Origin of the sequence: Croceibacterium ferulae (assembly GCF_003660445.1) — a bacterium.
Lineage (GTDB): Bacteria > Pseudomonadota > Alphaproteobacteria > Sphingomonadales > Sphingomonadaceae > Croceibacterium > Croceibacterium ferulae.
Map to the genome: position 1 here is coordinate 1 of NZ_QZVQ01000009.1, position 15,621 is coordinate 15,621.

Below are 15,621 nucleotides of genomic sequence, written 5' to 3' on the forward strand. Positions count from 1 at the left end.
GGCAAGGACCTGTCCGTGCTGGAGCCGACGCGGTTCACCCCCGGCAACCTCATCACCGTGCGCCAGCAGGAGCCGATGGGCCTGGGTCATGCCATCTGGTGCGCCCGCGCGATCGTGGGGGACGAACCCTTCGCCATCCTGCTGCCGGACGAACTGATGGTGGGCGAGCCCGGCTGCATCAAGCAGATGGTCGAAGCCTATAACGAGGTCGGCGGCAATCTCGTCTCCGTGCTGGAAGTCCCGCAGGAGGAAGTCTCCTCCTACGGCGTTATCGCGCCCGGCGCGGTGAACGGCGCGCTGACCGAGGTGAAGGGCCTGGTCGAGAAGCCCAAGGTGGCCGATGCGCCGTCCAACAAGATCGTCTCGGGCCGCTACATCCTGCAGCCCGAAGTGATGCGTATCCTGGAAACGCAGGGCAAGGGCGCCGGCGGCGAGATCCAGCTGACCGATGCCATGGCGCAGATGATCGGCCAGCAGCCGTTCCACGCTGTCACTTTCGCCGGCCGTCGCTTCGATTGCGGCAGCAAGACCGGCTTCGTGGAAGCGACGCTGGCCCTGGCGCTGGAACGCCCCGACATGGGTGCCGAAGTGCGCCAGATTGCGGAGCGCCTGTTGGGGCAGTGATGCGACACTGCCCGCGCCCGTCCAGGGTGCGGGCAGGCGTCAGCCTTGGGGCGGTATCGGGGCTGTCATGAAGCGGGCCTGCGAGCCGTAGGTCATGATCCTGGCTTTCAGATCGTCCGCAACGGCCCGTTCTGCAAAGCCGAGCCTGCGCCAGTAATCCGCCGCTCCCTCCACCGCGATCAGTTCGGCGCTGCGCAGGCCATCCTGCGCCGCCATGGCAAAGGCGCGGGTGACGAGCTGTCGGCCGATCCGCAGATCCCGGCCGGCGGCCGCGACCGCCAGGTCATGGAGGTACAGCACCTCGCCCGGCGTGCCATCCTTCAGAACTGCTCCCACGGCCGGCGGTGACTGGCGCTTCCAGCCATGAGCCAGCAGATAGCCGAGCATCTCCCCACCTCGCCACGCGGCCAGGCAGTATGATGCGGCCAAAGTGATGCGGCTGAGGAAGGCCGGTGCATCCTCAACCATGAAGGCCGGGTAGGCCCCGGCCTGGATCTCGAGCGCGGCAGGCAGGTCCTGCGGGCCGAGCGCCTTCAGCCGGATGGCAGGGTCGCTCGGCACCAAGAAAGCTCAATCCGCCAGATAATGCGCGGTCGTCTTTGCCGCGATTTCCTCCGCACTGACGCCGGGGGCCAGCTCCACCAGCCGGAAGGGGCTGGCGTGATCGGGCCGGGCGAACACCGCCAGGTCGGTCACGATCATGTCGACCACGTCGCGGCCGGTCAGCGGCAGGGTGCATCGGGGGATGAACTTGGGCGTGCCGTCCTTGGCCGCATGGTCCATCACCACGATGATCTTCTTGACCCCGGCCACCAGGTCCATGGCGCCGCCCATGCCCTTGATCATCTTGCCCGGAATCATCCAGTTCGCGATGTCGCCTGCCTCGCTCACCTCCATCGCGCCCAACACCGCCACGTCGACATGGCCCCCGCGGATCATGGCGAAGCTGGTCGCACTGTCGAAATAGGCGGAGTGCGGCAGCTGGCTGATCGTCTGCTTGCCGGCATTGATCAGGTCGGCATCGACCTCGTCAGGGTAAGGGAACGGGCCGATGCCCAGCATCCCGTTTTCCGATTGCAGCGTCACCTCCACGCCCGCCGGGATGTGATTGGCCACCAGCGTGGGAATGCCGATGCCGAGATTGACGTAGAAGCCGTCCTCCAGCTCCTGCGCGGCGCGGGCGGCCATCTGGTCGCGCGTCCAGGCCATCAGACACTCTCCCTTTCACGTGTCGTCGTGAACTCGATCTTCTTGTCATAAGGCGCACCCAGGATCAGGCGCTGCACATAGATGCCGGGCAGATGGATCTGGTCGGGGTCGAGCGTGCCGACCGGCACCAGTTCCTCGACCTCCACCACGCACACCTTGCCGCAGGTAGCGGCCGGGGCGTTGAAGTTGCGGGCGGTCTTGCGGAACACGCAATTGCCGGCCTCGTCCGCGCGCCACGCCTTCACGATCGCCAGGTCGGCGAAGATGCCGCGTTCCAGGATGTAATCCTGCCCGTCGAAGCTCTTCACCTCCTTGCCCTCGGCCACCTGCGTGCCGACGCCCGTTTTGGTATAGAAGCCGGGAATGCCCGCGCCGCCAGCGCGCATCCGTTCGGCCAGCGTGCCTTGCGGGCAGAACTCCACCTCCAGCTCGCCGGACAGGAATTGCCGCTCGAACTCCTTGTTCTCGCCGACATAGCTGGCGATCATCTTGCGCACCTGCTTGGTGCGCAGCAGCTTGCCGATTCCTTCATTGTCGATCCCGGCATTGTTGCTGGCGAAGGTCAGCCCGGTGACGCCGCTGTCGAGAATCGCATCCAGCAGCCGTTCGGGCAGGCCGCACAGGCCGAAGCCGCCGGACGCAATCAGCATCCCGTCCCGCAGCACGCCGTCCAGCGCAGCGCCCGCATCTGGATAGAGTTTGCGCATCGTCATGCCCCTTCGTGCCAGTGCAATTTATAGGCAGGTGCTACGCAATCGGGCAGCACCTGTCACGCGGTGTCGTGCGGTGCCGCTTTCCTTGCTGCGCCGCACAACAATAAAGCGCCAATCAGTGAATTTATTGCGCAAGCGCCTTACCGCCGGTGTTTGTATTTCAACAACTTACGCCTCCTCTGTTGCGATATATGCAAGCTTCCATGCAGCTTTCGCACTTGCGAGCACCGGGTCCGGCGAGCATAAGGAACGGGCCTTTCAGGCATCCTCTCCCAAACTTTCAAGCCCGGCTGGCAACGGCCGGGCTTTTCTTTTTGGTACGTCTCCCACACGCCCCGGCCCCTTTCCATCGCCTCGCGCGCTTCCTAGCTGAACTGCAGGATTTGAGCTGGAGGACAGGACGGATGGCGGACGGGGAAGCGACAAGCGTGGCGGATCAGATTGTGCGCCTGCAAGTGGCAGCGGCCCGGCAGGAAGAAAGCGGCCGCGGCATCGCCCGCATGCCCCGCTCTGCGTTCCAGGCGCTCGGCATTACCGAAGGCGACGCGATCGAGATCGAGGGCAAGCGGGTCACCGCCGCGCTGGCTTTTCCGGCATATGACGAGGACCAGTCGCTTTCCGTCGTGCGGCTGGACGGGTTGCAGCGCGCCAATGCGGAAACTGCGGGCGGTGAACATGTGCAGGTCCGCCGTGCCGAGACTCGCGTGGCCAGCCGGGTGGTGTTCGCCCCCGCGCAACGGCAGATGCGGCTGCAGGGCCCTCCGGAGGCGCTGAAGCGCGTCTTTGCGGGCAAGCCGCTGGTGCAGGGCGACCTGGTGGCGACGCACGGCCAGCAGCCGGTGCAGAACGTGCCGGCCGAAGTACGCCGCATGTTCAACACGCCGGCCTATGCGTTGACGCAGATCCGCCTGCAGGTGATCTCCACCGTGCCCCGCGGCATTGTCACCATCGGTCCGGAAACCGAAGTGGAGCTGCGCGCCGAATTCGCCGAACCGCGCGACGGGCGCGGCACCGTCAATTATGACGATGTCGGCGGGATGGGCGAGACCATCAAGCAGCTGCGCGAGATGGTGGAGCTGCCGCTGCGTTATCCTGAACTGTTCACCCGGCTGGGGGTCGACCCGCCCAAGGGCGTGCTGCTGCACGGGCCGCCAGGCACCGGCAAGACCCGGCTGGCGCAGGCGGTGGCGAACGAGAGCGAGGCCGAGTTCTTCATCATCAACGGCCCGGAGATCATGGGCAGCGCCTATGGCGAGTCGGAAAAGCGCCTCCGCGAAGTGTTCGAGCAGGCGGAGCGGGCGCAGCCGTCCATCGTCTTCATCGACGAGATCGATTCCATCGCCCCCAAGCGCCAGAACGTGCAGGGCGAGGCGGAGAAGCGGCTGGTCGCCCAGCTGCTGACCCTGATGGACGGCTTGCAGTCGCGCGCCAACCTCGTGGTGATCGCCGCCACCAATCGCCCCGACGCGATCGACGAGGCGCTGCGCCGTCCCGGCCGGTTCGACCGGGAGATCATCGTCGGCGTACCGGACGAGCAGGGCCGGCGCGAGATCCTGGGCATCCACACCCGCGGCATGCCGCTGGGCGAGGGCGTGGACCTGCGCGAACTCAGCCGCTCGACCCACGGCTTCGTGGGCGCCGATCTTGCCGCACTGGCGCGGGAGGCCGCGATCGAGGCGGTGCGCCGGATCATGCCCAAGCTCGACCTGGATGCGCGCACCGTACCGCCGGAGGTGCTGGAGACCCTGCAGGTCGAGAAGAACGACTTCCGCGAGGCGTTGAAGCGCGTGCAGCCGAGCGCCATGCGCGAGGTGATGGTGCAGGCGCCGACTGTCGGCTGGTCCGACATCGGCGGCCTCGGCACCGCGCAGGAGAAGCTGCGCGAAGGCGTGGAGCTGCCGCTGCGCAACCCGCAGGCGTTCGACCGACTGGGCATCCGCCCGGCCAAGGGCTTCTTGCTCTATGGTCCTCCGGGCACCGGCAAGACGTTGCTGGCGAAGGCCGTGGCAAAAGAGGCGGAGGCGAACTTCATCTCCATGAAGTCGTCTGACCTTCTCTCCAAATGGTATGGCGAGAGCGAGCAGCAGATCAGCAAGCTGTTCGCCCGCGCCCGCCAGGTGGCGCCCTGCGTGGTGTTCATCGACGAGATCGACAGCCTGGTGCCCGCACGTGGCAGCGGGGCGGGCGAGCCGCAGGTGACCGCGCGCGTGGTCAACACCATTCTGGCCGAAATGGACGGGATGGAGGAGCTGAACTCCATCGTGGTGATCGGCGCGACCAACCGGCCCACGCTGGTCGATCCGGCGCTGCTGCGGCCCGGCCGGTTCGATGAACTGGTCTATGTCGGCACGCCGGACGAGGCGGGACGCGCGCATATCCTGTCGATCCACACCCGCAACATGCCGTTGGCGGATGATGTGGACCTCGGCCCCGTCGCCGCGCAAACCGACCGCTATACCGGCGCCGATCTGGAGGACGTGGTGCGCCGTGCCGGCCTGCTCGCCATCCGCCGCGATGGAGAGAATGCCAGCGTGGTGACCGCGGCCGATTTCAGCGCCGCGCTGGAGGAAAGCCGGGCCTCCGTCAGCGAGGCGATGGAGCGCGAATACGAGGCGATGCAGGGCGAGCTGAAGCGCCGGGCCATGGAAGTGCGGCCGATCGGCTTCCTGACCGACGACATGGTGGAAAGCACCCGCTCCTCCAAGCACTAGGCTTGGAGGCTACGCGCCGGGCGCCTGTCCGATCATCCGCTGCAGATAGGCGGCATGGTCGGGCAGGCCCGCCGCCCGCTGCGCGTAGGCCTGCCGGTACTGCGCCAGCATGGCCAGCAGCCGCTCCTCGTCCATTCCATCTGCTAGTGCGGCCCAGCCTTGTGGCATCACGCCCTGGCCGATCAGCACCGCGGTCCAGTTGGGGATGCCGAACAGGTCATCGTCATAGCGGAACAGCTGGCCCTTGTTGCGAAACAGCGCCAGCTTTGCGGTCAGCGTGTCCGGAATGGCCATGTGGCGCAGGTCGTCCCAGAAGGGTTCGCCGACACGATTGTTCAGGTGGTAATGCGCGATGATGAAGTCGCGGATCGCTTCGATCTGCGCGCCCATCAGCCGGTTATATTCCGCCCGTTCGATCGTGGCGAAGCCCCGGTCGGGGAACAGCGCGAACAGCAGCTGGATGCCATGCTGGATCAGGTGGATGCTGGTCGATTCCAGCGGCTCCAGGAATCCGCCCGCCAGCCCCAGCGCGACCACATTGCCGCGCCACAGCTCCGCCCGCCGGCCGGCGGTGAAACGCAGCTGGCGCGGCTCGCCCGCCCGCTGTGCGTCAAGGCCCGCCTGCAGCAGCTCCAACGCGGCCTGATCACTCATGTGGGCGGAGGAATAGACATGCCCGTTGCCGGTGCGGTGGCGCAGCGGGATGCGCCATTGCCAGCCAGCCACCTGCGCGGTGGCGCGGGTATAGGGCAGCAGCGGATCGACCCGCCCGCACGGCACGGCCCAGGCACGGTCGCAGGGCAGCCAGTGCGACCAGTCGGTGAACGGCACCGCCAGTGCCTCGCCCAGCAGCAGGCTGCGGAAACCCGAGCAGTCGATGAACAGGTCGCCCGCGACCTGGCGCCCGTCCTGCAGCTGCACGGCCGTGACCAGCCCATCCGCCTGCAGCACTGTGGCGATCTGCCCTTCGATCCGCGTGACCCCATGCGCCTCGGCATAGCGGCGCAGGAAGCGGGCATAGAGGCCGGCATCGAAGTGGTAGGCATAGGCAAGCTGCGACAGCGGATCGCGGGCGTCGGCCACAGGATGGGCGAAGCGCGCGCCAGCGGCGGCAGCGGCCGCCATGGCGTAGTCGCCATACGGGCCTACATCGGGCCGGCCCTGCAGCTTGCGCCAGATCTGGTGGAACGCCACGCCATGCAGGTCGCGGCCATAGGTGCCGAAGGGATGCAGGTACCGCTCGCCCGGCGCTCCCCAGCCAACGAACTCGATGCCCAGCTTGAAGCTGCCCTGCGTGGCGGCCAGGAACTCCGCCTCGTCGATGCCGAGCATGGCGTTGAAGTTCAGGATTGGGGGAATGGTCGCCTCGCCCACGCCGACCGTGCCGATCGCATCGGATTCGACCAGCGTGATGCGGCGCTGCCCGTCATTCAGGAAGCGCGCGGCGGCGGCGGCCATCATCCAGCCGGCGGTGCCGCCGCCCACGATGACAAGGTTGCGGACCGGGCCGGGATTGCCGCTCACCGGCCCGCCCCCATGACGCGCTGCGCATCGTTGCGGGCCAGCGCGTCGGGGCGAGCGGGATGGTGCCCCATCGCGGCCAGCAGCACCCGCCACTGGCCATGCGGGATCGCGCTGTCCTCCCTCGTCGGCAGGCGGCCACGGCGGTCTAGCTGATCGCGCAGATTCTCCAGTTCGGCAGAGCGGGGCAAGCTGGTCGCGCGCGTCCAGAACGGGCCGGGGCGGGCGATCTGCGCCAGGCACAGGGCGTAGTCGCGCGCGGAATCCTGTTCCAGCAGCACATGCCGGGCAAGCTCGGCCTGCTCTGCCGGCAGCACGCGGCGGCCGGGCAGGTTAGCGGCGAGGCGCAGCAGCGCGCTGTGCACCAGCAACAGGTCCATGCGGGTCAGTGGGTCAGGCGTGAAGGAGGCACTTCCCAGCGCCAGCACATTGCCGGTCCACGGATCGCGCCGGCGGATGGGAAGGGTCAGGCATTGCAAAAATGCATCCGATGCGGCCAGTCCACGCAGCTGCGGCGACGATGCATCCCCCAGGGTCAGCGTCCAGCTTTCGGGCGTCGCCTGCCAATGATCGACCGGTCCCGAACCAGCCGCGCCGAATCCACCTGACGCCAGCGCTACTGTCGGCTGTTCGATCGCACGCTCTGTTGCGCCAATGGCAGTGGCGATCAGCGCGGCGGGGCCGGTCGCATCCACGATCCAGTCGCTGACGAGCCGTTCGCCTGCGCACAGCAGCGCCGCCACGGTGCCGTCCGCCGCCCGCTCCACCCCGATCGTCTCGGCCGACAGACGCCGCACGGGAAGGCTGGCGACCAGCCGGGCGAGCAGCGCGCGGTAGCCGACCGGGTCGATCCGCAGCGCTGCCGATCCGTGCGGCGCGCGTGCCTGCAGCCATTCCGCCACCGGCACCTCCGGTGTGCGCAGCCAGGCCTGCAGCGCCGCATGCCCGGCCCACTCGGCATCAGCTGGCAGCAGCCACGGTCGCGGCGCCGGCCATCCCCCGAAGCTTTCGGCTGCGAGGAGGGTGGCACCGGCATGGCGCTGCAGCAGTGCTTCCGTCAGGCCGATCCGGCCATGCAGGGCCTGTGCATCGGGCCACAGCCGCGTGCAATGTTCTGCTGCGTCGGGCGCAGGCGGTGTCTCGACCAGCGTCACATGGCCCGCCGGCAGCAGCCGCCCAAGCAGCGCGGCGGCCAGCAGCGCGGCGGTGCCGCCGCCGCACACGATGATTCGAGGCCAGTCAGGCTGCATCGGCCAGCTCCTTCGCCAGCGCGGTGCGGTGATCCGGCATTGCTGCTACTCGCGCGCTGATGTCACGGTCCAGCGCAGCCATGGCGCCGGTGATCCGCTCCGCCGGGATGGCCGCCGCGCGCGGGTCGCAGCGGCGCGGCAGGATGTTCTGCCCCAGGTAGACCGCGATCCAGCTGGGTTCGCGGAACAGGCCATGTTCGTATTGCGCCACCCGCCCGGCACCACGCCAGAGTTCCAGCTTCTCGGCCAGGCTGTCCGGCACCTCCATGGTGCGCAGGTGGTTCCAGAACGGCGAGTCGTCCCGCTGCGTGGCGTGATAATGCAGGATCAGGAAATCGCGCACCCGATCATATTCCCCGTCCACCAGCCGGTTGAATTCGGCGATGTCGCGCGGATCGGGGCGACCATGGGGGAACAGCTCCACCAGATTGGTGATCGCCATCTGCGCCAGGTGGATGCTGGTCGATTCCAGCGGCTCCAGGAACCCGCTGGCGAGGCCGACGGACACCACATTGCCGACCCAGCTCTGCCGCCGCCGGCCGGCCCGGAAGCGGAGGATTCGCGGATCGGCCAGAGCCTCGCCCTCGAACGCGGTCAGCAGCGCATCCGCCGCCGCATCATCCGTGATCGCCGCGCTGCTATAGACATAGCCATTGCCGATCCGGTGCTGCAGCGGAATGCGCCAGCGCCAGCCTGCCGGCATCGCCTGGGCCTGCGTGAAGGGTTCGATCGGACCATCCGGAGCGGTGCAGGGCATGGCCACCGCCCGGTCGCAGGGCAGCCAGCGGGACCAGTCTTCCCACCCGGCGCCCTCCATCTCGCCGATCAGCAGGGCGCGAAAGCCGGAGCAGTCGATGAACAGGTCGCCTTCCACCTCCCGCCCGTCCGCCAGCCTCAACGCGCGCACATCGCCGGTTTCAGGGTGGCGCAGCACCTCCGTCACGCGCCCCTCGATCCGCCGCGCGCCATCCGCCACCGCCCGGCGGCGCAGCATGGGGGCGAAGCGCGTGGCATCGAACTGGTAGGCATAGCCGTAGCCGGCATGCTCCGCGTCCAGCTGGTCCGCCGCCGGCGGATGGGCAAAGCGCTGCGCACGGGCGGCGCGGCAGGGCAGGCTGTAGCGTTCGATCGGCCCCGTGCTGCCTGCCTCCTGCGCGCTGAGCCAATAATGGTGGAACCCGACATCGCCGATGGGGGCGCCGAAGGCGCCGAATGGGTGGATGTAGCTGTCGCCGATGCGGCCGAAATCGCGAAACTCGATCCCCAGCTTGTAGGTGGCGGAGGTCTCCTGCAGGAAATCCGCCTCGGCGATGCCCAGCCGTTCGATGAACGCCCGCAAATGCGGCAGGGTCGCTTCGCCCACTCCGACGATCCCGATATCCTCGGACTCGATCAGCGTGACGCTTGTATCCCCCGGCAGCAGGCGCGCCAGGGCGGCCGCGCACATCCAGCCGGCGGTGCCGCCACCCAGCACGATCGTTCTTGTCCTTGGCCTTGCCGCCATTGTCCTGTCTCCCGCGCCAACATTCCCGCAAGCGGACGATTAATCAATTTCCCTTCTGCGGTTGCGACCTTGACTGGCCTGCTTGATACTGGCGTCCGGCTTGTTGGACGGCGCGGCGCCGCTGGCAAGTGATCGATCAGGAAAACGGTGGAACGACCGTCGATGTTGGGAGGCATCATGATCACGCTGTGCCCGGGCCGCGACGCGGTGACCGCCACCATCATGGCAGGACTGATCGGGTGCGCCCTCGCCGGCATCGCGCCCACCGTTGCGCAGACCGTCGCTCCGGTCAGCGACGCCGGCCCGGCGCAGCCGATCCCGGCCGTCACCATAGGCCGGGTCGTGGCCGACGAAGCCGGCGGCACGATGCTGCGGCAATGGCCCGGCACCTATTGGGAGACCCGCTTCGATGGCCCGGCCTGCTGTTCCGGCTGGGTCCCGGGCAGACTGCCGCGCGGGTGTCGGTGGATGGCCAACCCACTGTCCGGCTCGACGATCCCGCAGCCGGCTTGTGGCGGGTCGACGGGCTGGCACCGGGAACGCACCATCTGCGCGTGCAGGTCGTGGGCGAGACGCAGGCCGCGCCCACCGGGTTCGGCGGCTTCCTGGCGCCTGCCGGTACCCGGCCCCTGCCTGTGAGCCGGCGCATGCGGCAGATCGAGCTGATCGGCGACTCGCACACGGTCGGCTATGCGAACCTGTCCACCACGCGGGACTGCACGGAGGCGGAGGTAGCCGCCACCACCGACACCTTTGCCGGGATCGCCGGCAACATTGCCGCCCGTTTCGGCGCGGATGTGGCGGTGAACGCGATCTCCGGTCGCGGCGTGGTGCGCAACTATGACGGCTTCGCCGCCCCGACCTTGCCGCAGGCCTGGCCATTCGCGCTGTTCGACGGGGAGGTGCCGGCGACGGACGCCGGGTGGCACCCGCAGCTGATCGCGATATCGCTGGGTACGAATGATTTCTCCACGGCGCTGCACGACGGTGAGCCATGGGCGGATCGCACGGCGCTGCAGGCGGATTATCGCGCCACTTATGGCCGCTTCCTGCAGCAGCTGCGCGCCCGACATCCCGATGCCTATCTGCTGGTCTGGGCGACGGACATCGCCGGCGGGGAGGTGGCGCGGCAGGCGCAGGCGGCGGTGGCCGCGTTGCAGGCCGCCGGGGAGCAGCGGATCGGCTTCGTGCCGGTGACCGGGCTGGGCTTTGCGGCATGCCATCATCATCCCGATCTGACCGACGATCAGGCGATCGCCGCCGCCATCGCCGCCCATGTCGAGCGGCAACCGGCCATCTGGCCCGATCGAGATCGGTGACACCATGAAGGAAGCGCATCCATGACGCAGACCATCCACCGACGCGCCTTCCTGGCCGGCAGCGCCCTGCTGGCCGGCTGCACCGCCGCGACGCCGCGGCTGGCCGCCGGCGGCTCCGGCCCGGCAGAGTTCGTGCGGCGCGACGGCATGCGGCTGATGATCGGGGCGGAGCCGTACCGCTTCGTGGGCGCCAATGTCTGGTATGCCGCATGGCTGGGCGCCGATGCGTCCTATGGCGACCGGGCGCGGTTGCGGCGGGAGCTGGACACGTTGCAGGCGATGGGCGTCACCAATCTGCGCATCATGGCCTCGGGCGAGGAAGGCCCGCTCAACAATTCGATCAAGCCCGGCTTCCGCGACGCGGGCAGCGCCTACAACAAGGCGCTGCTGGGCGGGCTGGACTTCGCACTGGCGGAGATGGCGCAGCGCGGCATGCGCGGCGTGTTGGCGCTGACCAATTTCTGGGAATGGTCGGGCGGGATGATGACCTATCTCAGCTATGTGAATGGCGGGCGCTATCTCGACATGAACGATCCGGCGCATCCCTGGCCTTCCTTCGCCAACATGAACGCGCAGTTCTATGCCAGTGCGGAGGCGCAGGCGCTGTATCGCGACTGGATCCGCACAGTGGTGACGCGCACCAACAGCGTGACGGGCGTACGCTATGCCGAGGATCCCACCATCATGAGCTGGCAGCTGGCCAACGAGCCGCGCCCTTCGGGTGACATGGCCCATGCCGACCTGCCGCAATTCCAGGACTGGGTGGAGGGCACGGCGCGCTTCATCAAGTCGCTCGACGCCAATCACCTGGTCTCCACCGGCAGCGAAGGGCTGAAAGGCTCGCTGGAGCAGCCCGACATCGCCTTGGCGACGCACCAACCCGATGCGATCGACTATCTGACGGTGCATATCTGGCCCAACAACTGGACCTGGGTGGACCAGAACGACCTGCCCGGCACCTATGCCCGCGGAGAAGCGCAGGTGGCGGAATACATCACCCAGCACGTTGCTTTGGCGCGGCAGCTGGACAAGCCGATGGTGATCGAAGAATTCGGCTATCCCCGCGACGGCGGCAGCAACGATCCCGCGGCCCCGACCAGCTACAAGGACCGCTTCTACCGCCAGATCTACGCCGCCACGCTGCAGAGCATGGACCAGGGCGGCCCGATCGTCGGCACCAATTTCTGGGCCTGGAACGGGGAGGTGCGCGCCGCCCATCCCGACCATCGCTTCCGCGAGGGCGACCGGCAATATATGGGCGATCCCCCGCACGAGCCGCAGGGCTGGTACGGCATCTTCACCGGCGACAGCACCATCCGCCTGATCGCCGACCACGCCGCCGCGATCAGGCGCGTGCCGGCCTGATCGCTACGGCGCGGCGTCGTTCAGCCAGCGGTCGATCGCCAGTCCGCGGGCGCGGGTAGTCTGGACGTTCGGCAGCGTGCTCTGCACCGTGAAATCCGCCGGCGCCGTGTTGCGGACATCGCCGGGCGTGTAGTCCATCGGCCCCGGCACATCCCCACAAAGGCATCGCCTCTCCCTTGCCCCGCGTTCCTCAACCTGCCGCGTGCTGCTCCGCCTGCGCGGCGCCCGCCCACAACCGCGCGGCGCCGCGCACGCCGGAGGCATCACCCCAGCGCGCCGGCACGATGCGCCCGTCCCACAGATCGGAAAAGGCATGGCGACGCACGATCTCGGGCAAGGCGGGGTACAGCTCGGCCACGTTGGACATGCCGCCGCCCAGGACCATCACCTCAGGGTCCAGCAGGTTGGCTATCAGCGCCAGCACCCGGCCCAGCCGGTCGATGTAGTCCGTCAGCGCCTGCACCGCCGCCGGCTCACCCTCACGCGCGGCGGCCACGATCTGCGGGGCACTCAGCGCCCGCCCATTCGCCGCCTCGTAGGCGCGGGCGAAACCCGTGCCGGAAATCCATGTCTCGCAGCAGCCGGCGAGGCCGCACCAGCATTGCGGTGCATTGATCTCCGCCCCGCGCGGCCATGGCACCGGCAGGTGGCCGATCTCGCCGGCGATGCCGTGCGCGCCGTCCAGCACCGCGCCATCCAGCACCACGCCGCTGCCGACCCCGGTGCCGATGATCAGCCCGAAGGTGGAACTCGCCCCTGCTGCCGCGCCGTCGAACGCTTCTGACAGGGCAAGGCAATTGGCATCGTTCGCCAGGCGGATCGGGCGGCCCAGCGCCTCTTGCAGATCACGGCCGAAAGGCTTGCCGTTCAGGTAAAGTGAATTGGAGTTGCGCATGAGACCGGTGCGGGGCGAAGGCGATCCCGGCGTGCCGATGCCGATGGTGCATCGCGTGCCCAGCGCCTGCTCCGCCGCCCCGACCAGATCGACGATGCTTGCGATCGCAAGGTGGTACTCGCCCGGATTGGGCACGCGGTTCCGCCACAGCACACTGCCTGCGGTGTCGAGCACATTCGCCTCGATCTTGGTGCCGCCAAAATCGATACCAAGCGCGAGCGGCGCTGCACGGGTCGTCGTTTGATGCAAAGTGTTCTCCCCCGCGCATTCACGATGCGCGAGGGCACCTTAGCCATGTTCGCCAATAAACGAAAAGAGTTGTTTTATTACCGGGGCCGTCCGGCCTGCATCAGGATCGCGTCGGATGGCAGCAGGTGATCCAGGAAGGGCAGCATGGCCGCGCCGATCGCCGGCGCATCCTCCGCCATGGAGGCGGTCAGCACCGGGGTGCGGGCGGGCAGGGGGATGTTTGCCAGCACGTTGTCCAGCGCCTCCGCCAGGCGGCGCATCAGCGGCATGGGCAATCGCCCGCCCAGCAGTACGGCGTCCGGATCGATCAGGCACTGCACCGCCACCAGCGGCGCCGTCAGCGAGCGGGCGGCATCGGCGATCCACTGGTCCACCACTGTAGCGATCGCGGGATCGGTGCCGTTCATCTCCGATCGTGGCAGATCGGGGAAGCCGGCCTCTGCCAGCCGCTGGTTGAGCGCGGACAAGGACACGGTATCCTGGACCAGCGCACCGGGCCGCCCGGCGGTGGGGTCGGGCATCAGGCCCAGCTCTCCGCTGCGGGCATTGGCCCCACGATGATAGGTGCGGTCGATCACCGGCCCGCCACCCAGGCCCGCGGCGATCAGCAGGTAGAAGAAGGTCGGTGTGTCGAAAGCGGTGCCGTTCTGCGCCTCTCCCAGCGCCGCAGCAGCCGCGTCATTGTCCACATGGATGTCCCACGGCAGCTCCGCCGCCAGCAGGGCAGGCAGGTCGACATCGCTCCACACGGCATAGCCGGCGGGCTGGCCGGGCAAGGCGATGCGGCCCAGATCATCCGGCATGGCGACGCCCACGCCCAACACGGCCGCCGGACCGAAGCCGGCTTCCGACTGCAGCTCCGCCATGTTCTCGCGCACAAAGGCCACCACGTCGGCCGGCATGGGGTAGGCGACGTCACGCATGCGGCGGGCCCGCACCTCGCCTGTCAGGTCCAGCACCACCAGCGTCAGGTGATCCCGATCGATGTTCAGCCCAATGCCGAATGCGCCATCGGGGTCGACCTGCAGGCGTAGCGGCGGCTGCCCGCGCCCGCCCTGCACCCGGCCCGTGGTGCGCACCAGGCCGATATCGATCAGCCGGTTGGTGATGTTGGCGATGGTGGCCGGGGTCAGCCCGGTTTCCGCCGCCAGCGCGACCCGGGTGGTTTCGGTCTTCAGCCGGATGGCCTGCAACACGGTGCGCTGGTTATAGTCGCCCGCCCGCACCAGATTGGTGCCGGACAGGCCGCGTGCCAGCCGGGCGCCGCGAACCGGTGCCTCGCGCGTGTCCTCCGCCATGCCCTGTGCGGAAGAGGCGGGGCCGGTCATGTGCGGATCCATGCCCCGCCTCACGCGCCGGCCCCGGCCGCGGCCCGCGCCAGCGCCTCGGCAATGGCGGGCTCCGCCACGGCGGCCATGGCGGCGTAGCCGGCCTCTGTCGGGTGCACATGATCGTAGGACAGGCCGTCGCGCATTCCCAGTCCGCCATCCTGACGCATGGCGTTCCAGTAATCGGCATAGGTAATGCCGCTCTGGCGCGCATAGGCTTCCAGCCACACATTCAGGTCGCGGATGCTGGCCCCGGTGTCGAGACCGGGGCGCCAGGGATACTGGTCCGCCGGCGGGATCGCGCCCAGGATCACGGCGATGCCGTTCGCCCGCGCCAGTTCCACCATGCTCCGGATCATGGCCTGCGTGTCGGCGGCACTCATCGGCCCCGTATTGCCGGCGATGTCGTTCGTGCCGGCCAGGATGTGGACGGCCGCCGGCCGCAGCGCGATTACATCATGCCGGAAGCGCACCAGCATCTGCGGCGTGGTCTGACCGCTGATGCCGCGGCCGATCCGGTCGCCGCCCGCGAAGAAGCCGGGCAGCTTGTCCACCCAGCCTTCGGTGATGGAATCGCCCATGAACACCACCCGCGGCACCGCCTCGTCCGGCGCGGGCAGCTGGGCATTGGCCTGTGCGTAACGGGCGATCCACGCCCAGTCGGTGTGCAGCCGTTCATCCGCCGGATCACGCGCAGGTGCGGGCATCTCCGCTGGTGCCGGTCGAGGCGCAGGTGGCGGAGTCGTCGCCTGGGCTGCCAGCGGCAGAAGCAGGAGCGTGGAGGAGAAGGCCATGCGCGTTCAAGTATCCCGATCGGTGCGGTACGAAGCGCGACCATGGGACGACGCGCGCGCCCCGGCAATGGCAGGTCCGGCGCGCAGCCGCTTCTTTGCACAGACCGGCTCGCCATGGTGCGACATCGAGTTCCGCACC

Annotated in this window: 15 protein-coding genes; 4 read left to right on the forward strand and 11 right to left on the reverse strand. The window is 68.5% G+C overall.

The genetic code is table 11. The annotated features are described in order from the left end of the window. Positions 1–624 (forward strand): UTP--glucose-1-phosphate uridylyltransferase (locus tag D5S08_RS11480; protein ID WP_145963208.1); only part of this gene is annotated, 624 nt, incomplete at its 5' end. Between the two features lie 39 nt (positions 625–663). Here the strand turns inward: D5S08_RS11480 and D5S08_RS11485 are convergent. Genes D5S08_RS11485 through D5S08_RS11495 form a run of 3 tightly spaced genes read right to left on the reverse strand, consistent with a single transcriptional unit; the run spans position 664 to position 2,540 of the window. Continuing rightward, positions 664–1,185 (reverse strand): GNAT family N-acetyltransferase, encoded by a 522-nt coding sequence (locus D5S08_RS11485; RefSeq protein WP_241557368.1) that lies wholly within the window; start codon positions 1,183–1,185, stop codon positions 664–666. A 9-nt stretch (positions 1,186–1,194) separates the two neighbouring features. Beyond that, a complete protein-coding gene (locus D5S08_RS11490; protein ID WP_121118677.1) occupies positions 1,195–1,833 on the reverse strand; it encodes a CoA transferase subunit B in 639 nt (212 codons plus the stop codon). Next, positions 1,833–2,540 (reverse strand): CoA transferase subunit A, encoded by a 708-nt coding sequence (locus D5S08_RS11495; RefSeq protein WP_121119004.1) that lies wholly within the window; start codon positions 2,538–2,540, stop codon positions 1,833–1,835. Before D5S08_RS11495 ends, D5S08_RS11490 begins: the two co-directional genes overlap by 1 nt. 410 nt (positions 2,541–2,950) lie before the next feature. Between D5S08_RS11495 and D5S08_RS11500 the strand changes: the two genes are divergently transcribed. Then, positions 2,951–5,257, forward strand: coding sequence for a CDC48 family AAA ATPase (locus tag D5S08_RS11500; RefSeq protein WP_121118679.1), 2,307 nt, complete (start codon positions 2,951–2,953; stop codon positions 5,255–5,257). Positions 5,258–5,266: 9 nt separating this feature from the next. Here the strand turns inward: D5S08_RS11500 and D5S08_RS11505 are convergent, their stop codons facing one another. The 4 genes from D5S08_RS11505 to D5S08_RS16460 are packed head-to-tail and all read right to left on the reverse strand — an operon-like array spanning position 5,267 to position 9,910. Then, positions 5,267–6,781 carry a tryptophan halogenase family protein gene (locus D5S08_RS11505; RefSeq protein ID WP_338322977.1) on the reverse strand — a complete coding sequence of 505 codons (1,515 nt, stop codon included), beginning with the start codon at positions 6,779–6,781 and terminating at the stop codon, positions 5,267–5,269. After that, the gene (locus D5S08_RS11510; protein WP_121118681.1) at positions 6,778–8,028 is read right to left on the reverse strand and encodes a tryptophan 7-halogenase; all 1,251 of its coding nucleotides are present in this window, start codon (positions 8,026–8,028) and stop codon (positions 6,778–6,780) included. Before D5S08_RS11510 ends, D5S08_RS11505 begins: the two co-directional genes overlap by 4 nt. Then, complete coding sequence (locus D5S08_RS11515) at positions 8,018–9,532, reverse strand: tryptophan halogenase family protein (protein WP_121118683.1); 1,515 nt, start codon at positions 9,530–9,532, stop codon at positions 8,018–8,020. The genes D5S08_RS11510 and D5S08_RS11515 overlap by 11 nt, the downstream gene beginning before the upstream one ends. 39 nt (positions 9,533–9,571) lie before the next feature. After that, entirely contained in the window at positions 9,572–9,910 is a 339-nt protein-coding gene (locus D5S08_RS16460; protein ID WP_126665545.1) for a hypothetical protein, read from the reverse strand. Here D5S08_RS16460 and D5S08_RS11520 point away from each other — a divergent pair. Continuing rightward, a complete protein-coding gene (locus tag D5S08_RS11520; RefSeq protein ID WP_121118685.1) occupies positions 9,910–10,851 on the forward strand; it encodes a GDSL-type esterase/lipase family protein in 942 nt (313 codons plus the stop codon). The genes D5S08_RS16460 and D5S08_RS11520 overlap by 1 nt on opposite strands. Before the next feature lie 21 nt (positions 10,852–10,872). Further along, positions 10,873–12,216 (forward strand): glycoside hydrolase 5 family protein, encoded by a 1,344-nt coding sequence (locus D5S08_RS11525; protein WP_121118687.1) that lies wholly within the window; start codon positions 10,873–10,875, stop codon positions 12,214–12,216. Between the two features lie 3 nt (positions 12,217–12,219). Here D5S08_RS11525 and D5S08_RS17355 read toward each other — a convergent pair whose 3' ends face one another. The 4 genes from D5S08_RS17355 to D5S08_RS11540 all read right to left on the reverse strand — a co-directional run bounded on the left by D5S08_RS17355 (position 12,220) and on the right by D5S08_RS11540 (position 15,395). Beyond that, positions 12,220–12,354 (reverse strand): hypothetical protein, encoded by a 135-nt coding sequence (locus tag D5S08_RS17355; protein WP_277750416.1) that lies wholly within the window; start codon positions 12,352–12,354, stop codon positions 12,220–12,222. Between the two features lie 52 nt (positions 12,355–12,406). Next, positions 12,407–13,360 (reverse strand): ROK family protein, encoded by a 954-nt coding sequence (locus D5S08_RS11530; protein ID WP_121118689.1) that lies wholly within the window; start codon positions 13,358–13,360, stop codon positions 12,407–12,409. A 77-nt stretch (positions 13,361–13,437) separates the two neighbouring features. Next, entirely contained in the window at positions 13,438–14,688 is a 1,251-nt protein-coding gene (locus D5S08_RS11535) for an ROK family transcriptional regulator (protein ID WP_241557369.1), read from the reverse strand. A 20-nt stretch (positions 14,689–14,708) separates the two neighbouring features. After that, positions 14,709–15,395: a GDSL-type esterase/lipase family protein gene (locus tag D5S08_RS11540; RefSeq protein ID WP_241557370.1), complete on the reverse strand. Its 687-nt coding sequence runs from the start codon at positions 15,393–15,395 to the stop codon at positions 14,709–14,711. Between the last annotated feature and the right edge of the window lie 226 nt (positions 15,396–15,621).

Coding starts and splice junctions, on each gene's coding strand:
- D5S08_RS11520 (WP_121118685.1), top strand. CDS start 9,910: ATGGCCCGGCACCTATTGGGAGACCCGCTTCGATGGCCCGGCCTGCTG.
- D5S08_RS11540 (WP_241557370.1), bottom strand. CDS start 15,395: ATGCCCGCACCTGCGCGTGATCCGGCGGATGAACGGCTGCACACCGAC.
- D5S08_RS11500 (WP_121118679.1), top strand. CDS start 2,951: ATGGCGGACGGGGAAGCGACAAGCGTGGCGGATCAGATTGTGCGCCTG.
- D5S08_RS11495 (WP_121119004.1), bottom strand. CDS start 2,540: ATGCGCAAACTCTATCCAGATGCGGGCGCTGCGCTGGACGGCGTGCTG.
- D5S08_RS11515 (WP_121118683.1), bottom strand. CDS start 9,532: ATGGCGGCAAGGCCAAGGACAAGAACGATCGTGCTGGGTGGCGGCACC.
- D5S08_RS11535 (WP_241557369.1), bottom strand. CDS start 14,688: ATGACCGGCCCCGCCTCTTCCGCACAGGGCATGGCGGAGGACACGCGC.
- D5S08_RS17355 (WP_277750416.1), bottom strand. CDS start 12,354: ATGGACTACACGCCCGGCGATGTCCGCAACACGGCGCCGGCGGATTTC.
- D5S08_RS11510 (WP_121118681.1), bottom strand. CDS start 8,028: ATGCAGCCTGACTGGCCTCGAATCATCGTGTGCGGCGGCGGCACCGCC.
- D5S08_RS11525 (WP_121118687.1), top strand. CDS start 10,873: ATGACGCAGACCATCCACCGACGCGCCTTCCTGGCCGGCAGCGCCCTG.
- D5S08_RS11490 (WP_121118677.1), bottom strand. CDS start 1,833: ATGGCCTGGACGCGCGACCAGATGGCCGCCCGCGCCGCGCAGGAGCTG.